The following is a 15,101-nucleotide window of genomic DNA, read 5'->3' on the forward strand; positions in this document are numbered from 1 at the left end:
GTTTTCGGCTCGCCGTTAACCTTTGGGACGCCTAGTGGTGACACTGTTGTTCAGGAATCCCTACAACCGCTCCGCCACGGTTGTGACTACAAACCGCTACCGACGGTTGTGAGGATTGCGCTATCGAACCGACGCAGAACCAGGTCGGCGACCTCGCTGTCCTGGCACAACGGCGGGGTGACGGAGTCGGCGCCGGCGTTGTGCAGGGTGCGGTAGAAGAGCCCTTCGGCCAGTAGGTAGGCGGCGATCGCAACGTTCCGGGCCCCCTCGGCCCGCAGCCGGTTCACGACGTCACCTACCCGCGGCCCGCTGCCGGAGGTGTAGCCGAGCTCGACCCGTCCGGGCAGTTCGGCCGCCACTTCACGGATGCCCTGCACCCAGAGCGGATCCGACGACCCGGCGGAGGCGAGCACGATCGCGTCGGCCCGGCCCGGAAGGTTACGGCGAAGACTCTCCAGGAAGACGTCGTCGGGCCCGAGCGGCGAGGTGACCGGAATCCCGGTCCCGGCGACAGCTTCCGCAATGTCGACCCGGACGTGATACCCACACGACAGCAGCAGCGGAACGACGACAGCGGCCGGCTCCCGGTCGCTTTCAGCGTTGTGAAAGCCACCGGCTCCGTTGTGATCGCCGCCCCCGGCTCCGTTGTAACCGCCGCCGGCTCCGTTGTGATCGCCGCCCCCGGCATGGCCGCCGGCTCGGGTGCAGCCGCTGTTTCCGGTGTGGTTGCCGCGGCGGGGCTTCAGTTCGTTCATCACTCCGGCGACGACGTCGGCGACCTTGGGTTCCTGCACGTCGACGTAGCAGAGGCGGACGTCCAGGCCGGGGCGGCGGCGGGCCACCGAGGCGGCCAGTTCCTGAATCTGCCGGCGGCCGGCGGGCGAGCGGGTGCCGTGGGCGACGGCGATCAGGGTGGGGTACTCGCTCATGGGCATCTCCTCAAGGCAGTGCGGTGGGGAGCGGCCCGGCATCGCATCAGGCTCGCGGTTCGTTCGGCGTCGACGGCCACCGGAGAGAGTTCCGGTGACCGCGTCGGCCGTCGCTGATTCAGCGTCTTGTCCTGGTGGCCCGGCATGGACATCGGGCGCTTCCAGGTCCCGGCCTCGTCGCCGGATGCAAGCCGGCGTGTCAAAAGCCGGCTCACCTTGCTCGTCTCGACGACCTTGCTCGTCTCAACGTCTTGCTCGTCTTGCTCGTCTTGCTCGTCTTGCTCGTCTTGCTCGTCTTGCTCGTCTTGCTCGTCTTGCTCGTCTTGACTGGACTACTTGAGTTGACGTCTTGATCGGGTTGATCGAGTCGGTCGGGTTGACTTGTAGGGCCTGGGCTCGGGTTGAGGCGGACTGTCAGGCGGCTTCGTCTATGCGCAGGCGGTAGCCGCGCTTGATCACAGTCTCGATGTGCTTGCCGGAACCCAGGGCCGCCCGCAACCGGGCCACCGCCACGTCGACCGCGTGGCCGTCGTTGCCGCGGGGCAGAGCCGCGGCCAGCTGGTCCTTCGAGACGACGGCGCCGGGTCTGCGGGCCAGCGCCGACAGGATCGACATCGCCGCGGGGGCGAGCGCGTGCGGCACCTCGTCGATCAGGACGGCGTGTCCGCGTACCTCCAAGGTCGTCCCGGCGACCTGAAGCCGGACCGCGCGCCGCGGCAGCTCGTCGGTGACCGTCTTGATGAGCGCGCCCAGGCGGTAACGTTCCGGCATCACCGTGGGAATTCCGCGTTCGGTGAGGGGCGCAGCCGTGACCGGCCCGACGCACGCGGCGAGCGTGCGGCAGCCGAAGGCCGTCGCGACGTCCGCTTTCGCCTCCTCGGCGATCTGCAGGAACGCCTTGACCGCGGGCGCGCTGGTGAACGTCACCGCGTCGATCTGACCGGCCGCCACCTGCTCGGCGAGCCGCCGGACGGGCGCCACGTCGGGCGGCATCGCCCACCGGTAGACGGGCACCTCGACGACCGCCGCACCGGCGGTGCGCAGTGCTTTCACGAACTCGGTCTGCGGCTCGCCGTGTTCCTGCACGACGATCCGGAGCCCGGCCACACCCTCGCTGAGCAGCCGTTCGAGCACCTCTTCGGAGGCCTCGGTCTTGGCCGCCCAGTCCTCGGTGAGCCCGGCCGCACGGATCGCGCCGCACGGTTTCGGGCCGCGGGCGATGATCCGCGCGTTGCCCAGCGACTCCCGCAGTGTCTCGGCCAGCCCCCAGCCCTCGGCCGCCTCCAGCCAGCCCCGGAACCCGAACCCGGTGGTCGCGACCACCAGGTGTGGTTCCAGACCGATGCAGGCAGCGGTCGCCGCGTGCAGTGCCTCGTCGTCGATCAGTGGAATGATGGTGATCGCGGGTGCGCTGATCACCCGTGCTCCGCGTCGTTCAAGCAGAGCAGCCATCTCATTCCGGCGTCGTTCCGCGGTCACCGCCACGGTGAAGCCGGCCAGTGCGCCCTCGATCATCCGGTCCCCATCCTGTGCCGCCGTCCGGTGCAAGAGTCCTAAGACCTGGTTTCGGGACCACCAAGTGAATGTTTCGGCCAGAATAACGGCCGGTCACTTGGCTGCGAGCTGCTGTTGTGATCTGTTGATCATGGCTCGGTGAGGTCGTCCGGACGCTCGAAGAGTGAACCCTCCACTCCGAGGATCTTCCGCACCTCCATGATCAGATGAAAAGCCGCGATCCGGCCGTCCAGGACCCCGATCCGGTAATCGGCACCGACCTCCGGGTCCTCAGCGATCTGTGGATCCCGGTACCCGGCGGCCCCGTCCACCCGACCGGCGTTGTAGGCCACCAGAGCGTCGTCCATCTCGTCCTTCTCCCCAGCACGGCAGGTCGCCGTGCGCGTCGCGTGCGGCCTCCGCGCACGGTCGTGGGCGCGGAACGTCGCGACAATTTCGCACACCGTGAGGCCATCGCCCACCGGCCGAGCGTCCCGATCCGGACACCGTCCGCCGGGCGCGCCCACCCGGGCGTCGGTAGGAAACCGGCAACCTCGCGGAAACCGTTCGGCACCCCGCGCGACATGCATCACCGCAGCTCACGGCGGTTACTGGAGGTGGCGGCGAGTTAACCGACGGTCTTACCGATCCGGGTCGCGCAGGCGTCCGGCCGCCAGGGCGACGGATCGCAGCGACGACCACGCGGCCGTCAGCGGCCAGGCGCAGTTCGCCGCGAAGCAGCAGTCGACGGTGGTGGCGATTCTTGTCGTACCCGGACGGCATGATGCCGGGCATGGATCAGTGGCGTTCGCTCGTGCCGGAGCCGGCTCCCTTCACCGTCGACCCGGAGCGGGCCGATCCGCTGGATTTCGCGCCCGATGATCCGGAGGGCATCCGGATCGACGCGTTGCGGTGGCATGCGCAGGCGGTCGCCGGGTGGCATCGCGACCGGGTGTTCCATCCGGCGACCAGCGAGCGCCTGCCGTGGCAGCGCGGTGATCTGGTGTGGGCGCTCAGCCGTGCGGACCGTCCGTGGGGTCCGGCGTCCTTCCAGGTGCCGGCGATGATCGCCGAGGAGGTTCCGGCCGCGTGGCTCACCGAGTGCGAGGCGGCGCTCAACGCGATCGTGGCCCGGCTCGGCGACGGTCCGCTCGCTGATCGGTATCGGTCTGCGCTGGCCCGGCCGGGCGGCGACGGCCCGGTCGCTGACCGCCGGTTCAGCACCGTCGTCTACCCGGTTCTCGCCGGGTTCCTCGGCGATCCGGCAATCCTCGCGGCGCTTGCGCACACCAGGTCGCTGACCAGGCCGGCGCCGTCGAAGGCCTGGCTGCGCCAGGCGGAGGCGTTGCTCACCGTCGCCCCACGGGTTCCGGCCGCGATGCGAGACGTTCTCGACACCCTCTTGTGTACGACGGGAGCCGTCGACGACGACCATGACAGTCTCCTCCGAGGCGTGTCCTGGCTGGTCGCGGCCGAGCCGGGCGAGGAGGCGAGCGAGTTGCTGGCCGGGGTCGCGTTGACTGCGGGCGAACCGGCCGGCATGGGCGCCCAGCCACGGGCGGCCCGGACCGCGGCGGCCGCCGTGGAGATCCTCGCCGACCGGCCCGGCCCCGCCCCGATACGAGCGTTGTCACAGCTTGCTCGGACCGCGCGCAGTAAACCGTTGCAGGCCCGGGTCCACGCCGCCCTGGACCGGGCTCATCTCGCACGGGCCTCGTGACCGGCGGGGCGGCGCTGCGCTGGACCGCGCCGACCTCGGACCGGGCTCGTGACCGGCGGGGCGGTCCCGGTATCGCTGTGGGCAATGTGACGTAGGCGGTCCGACGGCGCCTGGCCGGCTCGGCGCCGTCTTCTGCCGGCAGGCTCAGGCGGACGCGGTGGGGCGCGGCAGCAGGCCGGAGGCGTGCCAGAGGGCGGTTCCGGGGCCGCCGATCAGGTCGAGATCGGTCAGGAAGGCGACGATCCGTTCGCCGGCCCAGCGCATCGTCTCCCGGTGGTGGGGGTTGGCGCGGGCAGCGCGGCGGCCCTCCTCCGGGTCGAGGCCGACGGCCCGGTAGACGCGCGGGTCGATCAGGCGGGTGCCGGTCAGGTATGCGGCCCGGCCGATCACCAGCTTGTCGAAGGCGAGCCGTCCACGCCCGGCGGCGCGGATCTGCCGGGCCAGTTCCTCACGGGCGTACCTGACGTGCCGGGCCTCCTCGACGACGTGGATGCGGGACACCATCCGGACCAGGGGCTGCACGTTCTCGTCGTTCATCGCCTCCCGCTGCAGGGTGTCCAGGATCTCCTCGGCGATCAGGATGGCCGCGTACATCCGCGGGCCGACACCGGTGTGGGCGATCCATTTGCCGAGCCATTGGTTGACACCTGTCGGCTGGTAGAGCGGCGCGTCCAGGCGGGCGATCATGCGGCCGAACATGACGGAGTGGCGGCACTCGTCGGCGATCTCGGTGAGCGCGTACTGGGCGTGCGGCGCGGTCGGGTCCTGTTTGAAGTACTCGCGGATGAGCAGCTGCATGAGGATCGTCTCGAACCAGACGCCCAGGCCGGCGATGCTCGCGACCTCGTGTTTGGTGAGTTCGATGCGCTGCTCCTCGGTCATCCGCTCCCAGAGGGCGGTGCCGTAGAGGCTGGAGCGGTGCGGCGGGACGAAGTACTTGCCGGGGACCAGCGGGGCCTCCCAGTCGATTTCCACCTCGGGGTCGTAGGAGTGCTCGGCCGAGGAGCGGAGCAGCCGGGTGGCGGTGCGGTCCCGGTCGGTAGGAGTGGTGGTCATCCGGTCCTCCAGAACACTTGACGTTACCGGCGGTAACAGTTACTTCTTGTACTATGAACTCGGCCACACCGTCCGTCAATCCCGGCTCTTCCGGGTCTTCCGGCTCGAATCGTTCCGACGGCCGCCGGGGCCGCTGGGACGACCACCGTGAGCAGCGCCGGGCCGAGCTGACCGCCGCGGCGATCGAGGCGATCCGCCAGCACGGCCCGGATGTCGGCATGGGCGCCATCGCCGCACATGCGGGCGTCAGCAAACCTGTCCTCTACCGCTACTTCGCCGACAAGTCGGCGCTGTGGCTCGCGGTCGGCCAGCAGGCCGGGGCGACCCTGCTCGAAGCGATGGTCCCGGCGGTCGCGGCCGTCCGGGAGGAACGTGCCGTGGTCGCCGCCGCCATCGACGTCTACCTGGCGCACATCGAGGCCGACCTGAACCTGTACCGGTTCGTCGTGCACCAGCCGGACATCGCCCGGCACCGCGACGTGGTCGCCGACGTGATGGACACCGTGGCCAGCGGCCTGGCCCGGATCTTCGGCGATCGTCTGCGCGCCCGCGGCCTCGACTCCGGCGCCGCGTTGCCCTGGGCATATGGCGTGGTCGGCTACGTGCAGTCGGTCGGCGACTGGTGGCTGCGACAGCAGCAGCCGATCAGCCGGGAGGCGCTCGGCGACTATCTGACGACGTTCCTCTGGAGCGGTATCGCCGGCATGCGCCGGGCAGCCGACATCCCCGGTGGGCTTGCCGCACACGAAGGGTGGGCGAGAGATCAGTGAGCACCGGCCAGAACGGCGACGTCGGCCCTCTCAACGTTGACGCGATCAATGTGGATGGAGTCAACGTTGATGCAGTCAAGACGCTTGACGTTGAGGATCGCGGCGCAGGTGACGAGGAGTACCGGGGGCCGGCGACCCTGCGGCTCGACGACGGCGCGGTTCCGGTCGAGATCCGGATGTCGGCGCGTTTCGAGCCGATCGAGGGCCGGTTCCGCTGGGCGGGCCGTACCGGACCGCACGACATGCTGCGCGAACGTGTCGGCGCCGGCCTGCGCAAGGCGGCCATCGTGGTTCCCGGCTCGCCGGAGACCGCGGTCAAACTGAGCGACCCTGACCCGTGGGGCGGCATCCGCATCTCCGGCACGGGCACCCCGCCGTGGTTCGCACAGAGCGGTTCGCAAGACGGTTCGCAAGGCGGTTCGCAAGGCGGTTCGCAAGGCGGTTCATCGGAGGCCGCGCAAGACGGTTCGCAGGCCGGGTCGCAGGGGGTCTCGCAAGGCGGTTCGCAGGGGGTCTCGCATGGCGGTTGAGCAGCACTTCGACGTACTGATCATCGGCGCCGGCCTCTCCGGGATCGGTGCCGCGTGGCACCTGCGGAAGCAGCGTCCGCACGACACCTACGCCGTCCTCGAAGCGCGCGACGCGATCGGCGGCACCTGGGACCTGTTCCGCTATCCGGGGGTCCGCTCCGACTCGGACATGTACACGCTCAGCTATCCGTTCCGGCCGTGGCGCGAACCCGAGTCGATGGCCTCCGGCGACAAGATCCGCCGGTACATCCAGGAGACCGCCGACGAAGCCGGCATCACCCGGCACATCCGCTTCGGCACCCGCGTGACCAGCGCGGAGTGGTCGTCGGCGGAGGCCCGCTGGACCGTGCACACGTCCGGCGGCGACGTGCTGACGTGCGCGTTCCTCTACGGCTGCGCCGGCTACTACAACTACGCGGAGGGCTACCAGCCGGACTTCCCGGGGCTCAGCGACTTCACCGGCACGGTCGTGCACCCACAGTTCTGGCCGGACGACCTCGACTACCGCGGCAAGCGCGTGGTCATCATCGGCAGCGGCGCCACCGCTGTCACGCTCGTTCCGGCGATGGCCGGCGAGGCGGCGCACGTGACGATGCTCCAGCGCTCCCCCACGTACGTCACTCCCCTGCCGAACCGTGACCTGGTCGCCGACGTCGCCCGCCGCGTCCTGCCGCCGAAGGCGGCGAACCGGGTCGCCCGCGCCAAGAACATCCTGCTCACGCAGGGCTTCTACCAGCTCGCGAAACGTCGGCCGAAGCTGGTCCGGCGCGCGTTGCGGGCCGTCGCCGTGCACTTCCTCAAGAATCCGGGGTACGTGGACGAGCACTTCAAGCCCCACTACGACCCCTGGGACCAGCGGCTCTGCGTGATCCCGTCGGCCGATCTCTACACGTCCATCACCAGCGGCCGCGCGTCGGTGGTCACCGACCACATCGACACGTTCGTCCCGGGCGGCATCCGCCTCCGGTCGGGAACGACACTCGATGCCGACATCGTCGTCTCGGCGACCGGCCTGTCCCTGCTGCCGGTCGGGGGCATCCGGTTGTCCGTCGACGGCGTCCCGGTCGACGTGGGCAAGTCCGCCTCCTACCGCGGCCTGATGCTCGGCGGCGTGCCGAACTTCGCCTACTGCATCGGCTACGTCAACGCGTCGTGGACGCTGCGCGCCGATCTGTCCCACCGCTACCTGCTGAAACTGCTCGGCCACATGGAACGTCACGGCTACGTGGCGGCGACACCGACCGCGCCGGGCGGCACCGGGCGACCTCTGCTCGATCTCTCGTCCGGTTACGTGCAGCGCGCCCTCGAAGCCTTCCCCCACCAGGGCGATCGCGATCCGTGGCTGGTCCGGCAGAACTATCTGCGCGACGTGCTCACCACACCGCGCGCCGACGTCACCCGCGACATGGAGTTCACCCGCCGTCCCGCATCCGTCCGCTCCCCGGAGGTGGTTTCGTGACCCGACTTCCCGAATACCGGTTCGCCGGTCGCACGGCTGTGCTCACCGGCGCCGCCAGCGGCATCGGCGAACAGGTCGCCTACGGCCTGGCCCATCGCGGCAGTGACCTGGTCCTGGTCGACGTCGACGAGAGCCGGCTCGAACCGGTCGCCGCCCGCATCCGCACCTCGCATCCGGCGCTCAACGTGCGCACTCTGGTCGCCGATCTCGCCGACCGGGCCGCCGTCGAATCGGTCGCCGACCGGGTGCTCGCCGAACAGCCGGCCATCGGGCTGCTCGTCAACAACGCCGGCATCGCGCTCGGCGGCCGGTTCGACCAGGTGTCGGTCGACCAGTTCGAGCAGGTCATGAACGTCAACTTCCGGGCGCCGATGCTGCTCACCCACGCGTTGCTGCCGGCGCTCACCGCCACGCCCGGCGGACACCTGGTCAACGTGTCGAGCCTGTTCGGGCTGATCGCGCCGCCCGGTCAGAGCGCCTACTGCGCGAGCAAGTTCGCGCTGCGCGGGCTGAGCGAATCGTTGCGCAGCGAACTCGTCGACAACGGGGTGGGTGTGACCACCGTTCACCCCGGCGGGATAAAAACACGCATCGCCGAGTCCGCACTGGTCGGGTCACACGTACCAGAGGAAGAGATCGAACCCAACCGCAAACTCTTCGCCGCGCTGCTCAGCTATCCGCCGGAGAAGGCCGCGGAACAGATTCTGCGGGCCGTCGCGAAGCGAAAGGCCCGGCTGCTCATCGCGACCAGCGCCAAGGCGCCGGATCTGCTCGCCCGGCTGCTGCCGGTCGGGCATGCCCGGATCGTCCGCGCGGCCACCGTCGCGGCCTCCTCCCGCGGCGCGCGACCGGCGGTGACGAGAAGATGAAATTCCAGGATGTACGCGGTACCCGCATTCGTTTTCACGAGAGCGGCGATCCCGGCGCGCCGCCGGTCCTGCTGCTGCACGGCATCGGCCGCAGTCTGGAGGACTGGGCGCTACAGCACCCGCTTCTCGACAACGAATATCGTGTCATCAGCGTGGACATGCCCGGGTTCGGACTGTCCCAGCGGATGCCGGCCAGCACCACACTCGACGTGCTCGCCGACGGGGTGTGGGCGACGCTCGACGCCGTCGGCGAAACCCGGCCCGTGCACCTGATGGGCAACTCGCTCGGCGGCGCCGTCTCGATGAGCATGCTCGCCGCCACTCCCGACCGCGTGTCGACGCTGACCCTGGTCAACAGCGCGGGCTTCGGCAAGGAGGTGACGGTCGCGCTGCGGATGCTCGCCGTACCCGGTCTGGGTCGTCAGATGTTGCGCCGCATCGACCGGATCACCGCGCCCCGGATGGAACGCATGATCTTCGCCGACCGTGCCCTGGTCACGCCGGAACGCGTCGCGATGGCCATCAAGATCGCCCGCCAGCCGGACTTCGCACCGGTCTACCTGGAGATCGCCAAGGAACTCGGCGGGCTCCGCGGTGTGGCCGCCGCCTGGCGGGCCGACCTGCTGGCCCGAGCCGCAGCGCCGGCCAAACCGACGATGATCGTCTGGGGCGACCGCGACCTGATCCTGCCGAGCCGGCATCTCGCCGCGGCGCGGGTGGCGTTCCCGCACGCGCAGTCGCACATGTTCCCGCGCACCGGGCACATGCCGCAGATCGAACGCCCTGACGAGTTCGCCGGCCTCGTCCGCCCGATGCTGGCCCGGGTCGCCGTCTGAGACCTGATGGAGGGGGCACGGTCCGGGCGGATGCCGAGGGGGCGCCGCCCGGACCGCTCCGCTTTCAGCTGGATCCCGTGCGGCGCTCAGCGATGATCTTCGCGGCTCCTCCGGCCGTCTCGCGGCGGCTTTCTCGGGTGGCCTCGCTGCAGCTTTCTTGGGCGGCCGCTATCTTGGGCGGCCGCTTATCTCGGGCGGCCTCGCGGTGATCGCCGGCGTTTCTCAGGCAGGCGCGCGGTGGACGGTCACCTCACTGCGAGCCAGGTGGGTGGGCAGGCTGTCGCGGGTCTCGCCGGCTTGCAGGGCGCGGGCGGTTGCCGGGTCGACGACCACCGCGGTGAGCTGGAACGTGTCGTCCCCGCCGCCGTCCAGGGTCGCCGGACCGCAGGTGAAGCTGCGGTCGCCCCGGCAGGCGCCCTCCACCCGGTAGGAGCCGGAGCCGTGCCGGGACAGCAGCCAGACCTGGTGGCCGGCAGGCAATTCGGCGGTTCCGGTGATTGTCGTCGCGGTGGTGACGCTGTCGCCGTCTCGCGGTTCGGTGACGGCGACCGTGGCCGTCACCGGCGTCGCCGGGCCGACCGGGTCGGCGGCCGTTCGCGGTGCGGCACCGGTCGGCGTCTTCTCCGGCGGCAGCTCACGGACCCCGGACAGCACGGTCGCCGCATCGTCGGTGACCGACGGGACAGGTGACGGCGACCCGCTCCGGCCGGCCGGCCCCGAGGTCCGGGGACTCGGCGAGAGCGATCCGCGGGCCCGGACCGGCGGGGCGTACGGGGCGAGACCGGTGTAGACCGCGGCGGCGGACACCTGCACCGACGGCGTCGCCATGGCGGCCACCGGCGGGGAGCGGAACTCCGGCGCCGCCGAACCCGGCCCGGACACCGACACGATCACGACGCCGAGCCCGGCCACCACGAGCGCCGCGCTCAGCGCCGGACGCCGCCGGGCCTCACGGTTGACGGCGGCTGTCGTACGGCCCAGCGCCCCGGCCACCATCCGGTTGATCATCAGCAGGGGGCGCCGTTCCGGGCCGGACGGACTCTGGTGCGGGCCGCCGGGATCGGGCCCCCGGGAGGTGACAACCATCGAATGCCTTCCGCATGATCGGCATGGCCGGTGAACCGCCGGCCGGAGCGCCGTGCTCGGCGGCGCCATCCGACCCGATAACCAAGCCGCCCGCGTTTTGGATGCGGTTGTCCGCAGTGTCGGTATTGTGGCAAGCCTCTCCCTCGCCGCGGCTGCTGAACGGTCTGACCGGTGACGGACGGGCCGACGTGCCGGCCGCGCGAACCGCCGGACATCGAGCCGTCACTCCGCAGCGGCGACCACCGCCCTCGGACCGGTTCCCGGCACGGCTGATCACCGCACTCGGACCAGTTCCCGGCACGGCTGATCACCGCACGCGGACCACTTTCTGACACGGCGCGCCGTTGCCGGAGCGGCCAGATCGTGAAGCTTTCTAGCGGGACGCCGGCCAGCCGGGCACGGTGGTGGCGTCGCGTTCGCCGGGGCCCACGTAGTCGGCGGACGGGCGGATGATCTTGGCGAGGCGCTTCTGCTCCAGGATGTGTGCGCTCCAGCCGGCCGTCCGGGCGCAGGTGAACATGGCCGCGAACAGGTCGGCCGGCACCCCGGCGAAGTCGAGGATCACCGCCGCCCAGAACTCGACGTTGGTCTCCAGGATTCGGTCCGGTTTGCGTTCACGCAGTTCGGCCAGGGCGGCCAGTTCCAGCTCGCGGGCCACCTCGTAACGGGGCGCGCACAGTTCGCGGGCCGTCTCGCGGAGGATCCGGGCCCGCGGGTCCTCGGCACGGTAGATGGCGTGACCGAAACCCATCAGCCGCTGGCCGGCGTCGAGCACCTGCCGGACGTAGCGGCGCGCGTCAATCCCGCCCTCGACTGCCTCGATCATGCCGAGCGCCCGGGCCGGCGCGCCACCGTGCAACGGGCCGGACAGGGCGGCGATCGCCGCGGACAGACACGCGGGCGCGTCGGCGCCGGTGCTGGCGACGACCCGGCCGGTGAAGGTGGAGGCGTTCATACCGTGCTCGGCCGCACAGATCCAGTATCTGTCGATGGCCGCGACATGCCGCGGATCCGGCTCCCCATGCCACTCGATCATGAACCGCTCGGTGGCCGTCCGCCCAGCCTCGATGAGCCGCCGCGGAACCGCGGGCCGCTCGGCCTCGGTGGACCGCTGTGAGTCCTGAGACAACCCGGCCCCGGTGAGCCGCCCCGGAACCGCAGGAAGCCCGGCCTCGGTGAACCGCCCCGGAACCGCAGGAAGCCCGGCCTCGGTGAACCGCCCCGGAACCGCAGGAAGCCCGGCTTCGGTGAGCCGCCCAGGGGCCGGGGGACGCTCGGCGGAGGGGCCGGCCGCACCGGGGGCGGACGCACGGAACGGACTGCGGGCCGCCGGCGGGAACGCCGCCCGAGCGGCCTGGGCGACATACGACAGAACCGCCGCCGAAGACCGCGCCAGATCGTCCCGCGCCTGCTCATGTGGAATGTCGATCAGTTGCCTCAACCGCCATCGAGGAGCCAGCAGGGCCACCGCCGCCTGTACGTCAGCGCGGATGTCACCTGAGTTATCCACAGGCGGAAGGTGCTCGGCTACCGGAAGGCCGCGAGTGAAGTCACCATCTACGAGCAGCCCCCACACATCGCCGTAGGAGACGTTCCCGGCGAGGGAGTTGATGTCGACACCGCGGTATCGCAGTGCCCCGCCGTCCCGGTCGGGTTCGGCGATCTCGGTGTCGAACGCAACGACACCGGCAAGTCCTGGATTGACTGTCAACATGACTTCAATCTGGATTCGTCGAGTGTTGATGTCAATATTGATTCAGTCAACATGAGAGGATGACGACATGACCGCGCAAACGCTGTTGACCACCGAAGAGGTCGCTATCCTGCTGGGCGTCAAGCCGGCCACCGTCTACGCGTATGTCAGCCGTGGCCTGCTGAGCAGCCGCCGCAACGCCGACGGCAAGAACAGCCTGTTCGCGAAAGCCGACGTCGACGCGTTCGTGGCGGGCCGAAAACGCACGGCCACCCCGGGCATCCAGACCGGCATCACCCTGATCAAGGACGACAATCTCTACTTCCGCGGCCGTGACGCCACGGTCCTGGCCCGCTCGGCCAGCTACGAGTCGGTCGCCTCACTGCTGTGGACGGGCGAGCTCGACGACGTCCCGTTCCCGGTCAACCCCGAACTGCGCAGCCTCGCCATGAGTGTCACCAGCCGCCTCCCGAAAACGGCCCGCCTCACCGACCGGCTACGCGTCACCGTCGCCGCGGCAGCCGCCGCCGATCCACTGCGCTTCGACACCTCACCGGCCGCCGTGGTCGGGACCGGCCGGCAACTTCTCGCCGCGATGGTCCAGGGCCTGCCGCCGCGCAACGGCATTCCGGTCCGGCCGGTGCCGTTCACCGAGGCGCTGTGGCTGCGGATCACCTCGGAGAAGCCCAGCGAGTCCGGATCACGCGTGCTCAACGCGGCCCTGGTCCTGCTCGCCGACCACGACATCGCGGCGTCGACCCTGGCCGCCCGGGTCGCGGCGTCGACGCGGGCCCACCCCTACGCGGTGGTCGGTGCTGGGCTGGCCGCGCTCGACGGGCCTTTGCACGGGGCGGCGAGCGGTCTTGCGTACCCACTCCTCGAAGAGGCCGTCAACGGCCCGGGCCCGGTCGCCACGATCTCGGACCGCCTGCGTTCGGGGGTTCCGGTGCCCGGTTTTGGTCATCCGCTCTATCGGAACGGCGATCCGCGCGCCGTGACCCTGTTCGAGTTGCTCGACGATGGGCCGGTCAAGGACGCGGCGCTGCAACTCGACGCGACCATGCGTACCAGATCGGGCACGCCGGCCAACGTCGACCTCGCGCTCGCCGCACTCGCCCTGCATCACGGCATGACGGCGGACGCCGGCGAGGCGATCTTCGCGGTGGGCCGGACCGCGGGATGGCTCGCCCACGCCTTGGAGGAGTACAGCGACCGCCCCAGCCGATTCCGCCCGTCCGGTGCCTACGCCGGCACCCAGCCCGCTTGACGTGTTCGCTGGCTCTCCAGCATGCATGCGCCATGACTGAATGTGATCAGATCAGCCTCGGCATCGACTCTCCTGGTGATCTTTGTGGAGTTCCGCGAGACAGGCGTGACCCTCGAGTTTCGCCGGGCGTGACCGAAATCAACAAGATCGCGGGCGAGTAGGCGCAGACCTGGGTGGGTTCCCCGAAACGGAGTTTCAGGACCGGGAAACGACCGGAGCCGACGGAACAACCCGGACTTCCGGAGTCAGTCAGCGGGGGCAACCAGGGCCGGCAGCCTGACCAGGCCGACAGGGGCGACCAGACCCGGTAGACCGGCGGGATCTCTGGGGCAGGCCACGACTGCAACTGATCAATATCGGCCAGCGACCGAGGGCGCTGAGGGAAGCGACGCGGCTTTCCCTACCGGCCAGTAGGCTTCCGGGCATGACCTCTCCCGACCCGAACAGCGTCCCCCTACTGGAGGCGTTGCACTCGACGCCGGCCCGCCGTTACCTGTCCACCGAGCCGATCGACGACGACGTGATCCGTGCGATCCTGGACGCCGCGATCCGCGGGCCGTCCGCCGGGAACGGCCAGTTCTGGGCCTGGATCGTGGTCCGCGACCAGGACACGAAGAAGCAGATCGCCGACTGGTACCGGGAAGGCTGGGAGCGCCACTACGGGTCCCGCCGCGAGCAGATCCTCGGCGCGCCGGACGGTGGCCCGATGAGCAAACGCAGCTTCCTCGCCGCCGACCACCTAGCCGCCCACCTCGAGGAGGCCCCGGTCTGGGTCATCCCGGTGATGCTCGGCGCCGCGAAGTCCACCAACCCGCGGCTCGGCTCGTCGATCTACGGCGCCATCCAGCACCTGATCCTCGCGGCGCGCGCCTACGGCCTCGGCGCAACCCTCACCACGCTGCACATCGGCCACGAGGCCGACGTCCGCGAACTGCTCGGCCTCCCCGAGGACGCGCTCACCATGGCGCTGATCCCTATCGGTCACCCCAGCAAGGGCCGCTGGTCCGAGCCGAAACGCCGCCCGCTCGACGAGGTGGTCCATTTCGAAAAGTTCAAAACAGCCTGATCCGGTACGGCCACCCGCACCGTGGCCACCCCACGAGGTGGCCACGGCTCGGGAGCTTCCGGTGCCGAGGTCTGCGCCCACCCACCGCGATCTTGTCGACTTCGGTCGCACCCGCGAGTCTGCTGCGCAGCCCCCGCGTCCTGAAAAGCACAGCCCTCAGACGGATGACGTCTCCTCGGCCGCAACGCCCCTGCCTGCAACGACTCGCCACCCGCCGCCGTCGCCCGCCGCCCACGACTCGCCGCCCGCCGCCCGCCACTCGCCGCCCGGCGCCCGTCGCCTCTCGCGGCCCGTCGCCCGTCGCCCCTCGCCCCTCGCCCCTCGCC

At 70.4% G+C, this 15,101-nt stretch carries 14 protein-coding genes; 8 read left to right on the forward strand and 6 right to left on the reverse strand.

What is annotated here, in order from left to right; genetic code table 11:
• Nucleotides 1-86: 86 nt before the first annotated feature.
• The 3 genes from AB0E94_RS27765 to AB0E94_RS27775 form a co-directional block, all read right to left on the reverse strand.
• Nucleotides 87-929 carry a CbiX/SirB N-terminal domain-containing protein gene (locus AB0E94_RS27765; protein ID WP_360331585.1) on the reverse strand — a complete coding sequence of 281 codons (843 nt, stop codon included), beginning with the start codon at nucleotides 927-929 and terminating at the stop codon, nucleotides 87-89.
• Between the two features lie 414 nt (nucleotides 930-1,343).
• Entirely contained in the window at nucleotides 1,344-2,444 is a 1,101-nt protein-coding gene (locus tag AB0E94_RS27770) for a uroporphyrinogen-III synthase (protein WP_360331588.1), read from the reverse strand.
• A 128-nt stretch (nucleotides 2,445-2,572) separates the two neighbouring features.
• Nucleotides 2,573-2,791 (reverse strand): hypothetical protein, encoded by a 219-nt coding sequence (locus tag AB0E94_RS27775; RefSeq protein ID WP_360331590.1) that lies wholly within the window; start codon nucleotides 2,789-2,791, stop codon nucleotides 2,573-2,575.
• A 425-nt stretch (nucleotides 2,792-3,216) separates the two neighbouring features.
• On the opposite strand from AB0E94_RS27775, the gene AB0E94_RS27780 reads away from it, so the two are divergent.
• Nucleotides 3,217-4,143 carry a hypothetical protein gene (locus AB0E94_RS27780; protein WP_360331593.1) on the forward strand — a complete coding sequence of 309 codons (927 nt, stop codon included), beginning with the start codon at nucleotides 3,217-3,219 and terminating at the stop codon, nucleotides 4,141-4,143.
• A 144-nt stretch (nucleotides 4,144-4,287) separates the two neighbouring features.
• On the opposite strand, the gene AB0E94_RS27785 is transcribed toward AB0E94_RS27780, so the two are convergent.
• A complete protein-coding gene (locus AB0E94_RS27785) occupies nucleotides 4,288-5,199 on the reverse strand; it encodes a diiron oxygenase (RefSeq protein WP_360331596.1) in 912 nt (303 codons plus the stop codon).
• Between the two features lie 53 nt (nucleotides 5,200-5,252).
• On the opposite strand from AB0E94_RS27785, the gene AB0E94_RS27790 reads away from it, so the two are divergent.
• From AB0E94_RS27790 to AB0E94_RS27810, 5 genes are read left to right on the forward strand one after another with little or no spacing between them, the layout of a single operon-like run.
• On the forward strand, nucleotides 5,253-5,969 hold the full coding sequence (locus tag AB0E94_RS27790) for a TetR/AcrR family transcriptional regulator (RefSeq protein WP_360331599.1): 717 nt from the start codon (nucleotides 5,253-5,255) through the stop codon (nucleotides 5,967-5,969).
• Nucleotides 5,966-6,499 (forward strand): DUF4873 domain-containing protein, encoded by a 534-nt coding sequence (locus AB0E94_RS27795; protein WP_360331602.1) that lies wholly within the window; start codon nucleotides 5,966-5,968, stop codon nucleotides 6,497-6,499. Before AB0E94_RS27790 ends, AB0E94_RS27795 begins: the two co-directional genes overlap by 4 nt.
• The gene (locus tag AB0E94_RS27800) at nucleotides 6,489-7,958 is read left to right on the forward strand and encodes an NAD(P)/FAD-dependent oxidoreductase (RefSeq protein ID WP_360331605.1); all 1,470 of its coding nucleotides are present in this window, start codon (nucleotides 6,489-6,491) and stop codon (nucleotides 7,956-7,958) included. The genes AB0E94_RS27795 and AB0E94_RS27800 overlap by 11 nt, the downstream gene beginning before the upstream one ends.
• Nucleotides 7,955-8,827 carry an SDR family NAD(P)-dependent oxidoreductase gene (locus tag AB0E94_RS27805; protein WP_360331608.1) on the forward strand — a complete coding sequence of 291 codons (873 nt, stop codon included), beginning with the start codon at nucleotides 7,955-7,957 and terminating at the stop codon, nucleotides 8,825-8,827. The genes AB0E94_RS27800 and AB0E94_RS27805 overlap by 4 nt, the downstream gene beginning before the upstream one ends.
• Complete coding sequence (locus tag AB0E94_RS27810) at nucleotides 8,824-9,663, forward strand: alpha/beta fold hydrolase (protein ID WP_360331611.1); 840 nt, start codon at nucleotides 8,824-8,826, stop codon at nucleotides 9,661-9,663. Before AB0E94_RS27805 ends, AB0E94_RS27810 begins: the two co-directional genes overlap by 4 nt.
• Nucleotides 9,664-9,885: 222 nt before the next feature.
• Here AB0E94_RS27810 and AB0E94_RS27815 read toward each other — a convergent pair whose 3' ends face one another.
• Together AB0E94_RS27815 and AB0E94_RS27820 are read right to left on the reverse strand one after the other, a co-directional pair.
• Nucleotides 9,886-10,749, reverse strand: a complete 864-nt coding sequence (locus AB0E94_RS27815; RefSeq protein WP_360331614.1) for a hypothetical protein — start codon at nucleotides 10,747-10,749, stop codon at nucleotides 9,886-9,888.
• 373 nt (nucleotides 10,750-11,122) lie between these two features.
• A complete protein-coding gene (locus AB0E94_RS27820; RefSeq protein WP_360331617.1) occupies nucleotides 11,123-12,463 on the reverse strand; it encodes a citrate synthase in 1,341 nt (446 codons plus the stop codon).
• Nucleotides 12,464-12,530: 67 nt separating this feature from the next.
• On the opposite strand from AB0E94_RS27820, the gene AB0E94_RS27825 reads away from it, so the two are divergent.
• Together AB0E94_RS27825 and AB0E94_RS27830 are read left to right on the forward strand one after the other, a co-directional pair.
• Nucleotides 12,531-13,709 carry a citrate synthase family protein gene (locus tag AB0E94_RS27825; RefSeq protein ID WP_360331620.1) on the forward strand — a complete coding sequence of 393 codons (1,179 nt, stop codon included), beginning with the start codon at nucleotides 12,531-12,533 and terminating at the stop codon, nucleotides 13,707-13,709.
• Between the two features lie 424 nt (nucleotides 13,710-14,133).
• A complete protein-coding gene (locus AB0E94_RS27830) occupies nucleotides 14,134-14,775 on the forward strand; it encodes a nitroreductase family protein (RefSeq protein WP_360331623.1) in 642 nt (213 codons plus the stop codon).
• Nucleotides 14,776-15,101: the final 326 nt, after the last annotated feature.

Origin of the sequence: Actinoplanes sp. NPDC026670 (assembly GCF_040638175.1) — a bacterium.
Classification (GTDB): domain Bacteria; phylum Actinomycetota; class Actinomycetes; order Mycobacteriales; family Micromonosporaceae; genus Actinoplanes.

Excerpts from the sequence above, each read along its gene's own strand:
- AB0E94_RS27765 (WP_360331585.1), bottom strand. The coding sequence starts at position 929 with ATGAGCGAGTACCCCACCCTGATCGCCGTCGCCCACGGCACCCGCTCG.
- AB0E94_RS27770 (WP_360331588.1), bottom strand. The coding sequence starts at position 2,444 with ATGATCGAGGGCGCACTGGCCGGCTTCACCGTGGCGGTGACCGCGGAA.
- AB0E94_RS27775 (WP_360331590.1), bottom strand. The coding sequence starts at position 2,791 with ATGGACGACGCTCTGGTGGCCTACAACGCCGGTCGGGTGGACGGGGCC.
- AB0E94_RS27780 (WP_360331593.1), top strand. The coding sequence starts at position 3,217 with ATGGATCAGTGGCGTTCGCTCGTGCCGGAGCCGGCTCCCTTCACCGTC.
- AB0E94_RS27785 (WP_360331596.1), bottom strand. The coding sequence starts at position 5,199 with ATGACCACCACTCCTACCGACCGGGACCGCACCGCCACCCGGCTGCTC.
- AB0E94_RS27790 (WP_360331599.1), top strand. The coding sequence starts at position 5,253 with ATGAACTCGGCCACACCGTCCGTCAATCCCGGCTCTTCCGGGTCTTCC.
- AB0E94_RS27800 (WP_360331605.1), top strand. The coding sequence starts at position 6,489 with ATGGCGGTTGAGCAGCACTTCGACGTACTGATCATCGGCGCCGGCCTC.
- AB0E94_RS27810 (WP_360331611.1), top strand. The coding sequence starts at position 8,824 with ATGAAATTCCAGGATGTACGCGGTACCCGCATTCGTTTTCACGAGAGC.
- AB0E94_RS27815 (WP_360331614.1), bottom strand. The coding sequence starts at position 10,749 with ATGGTTGTCACCTCCCGGGGGCCCGATCCCGGCGGCCCGCACCAGAGT.
- AB0E94_RS27820 (WP_360331617.1), bottom strand. The coding sequence starts at position 12,463 with ATGTTGACAGTCAATCCAGGACTTGCCGGTGTCGTTGCGTTCGACACC.
- AB0E94_RS27825 (WP_360331620.1), top strand. The coding sequence starts at position 12,531 with ATGACCGCGCAAACGCTGTTGACCACCGAAGAGGTCGCTATCCTGCTG.
- AB0E94_RS27830 (WP_360331623.1), top strand. The coding sequence starts at position 14,134 with ATGACCTCTCCCGACCCGAACAGCGTCCCCCTACTGGAGGCGTTGCAC.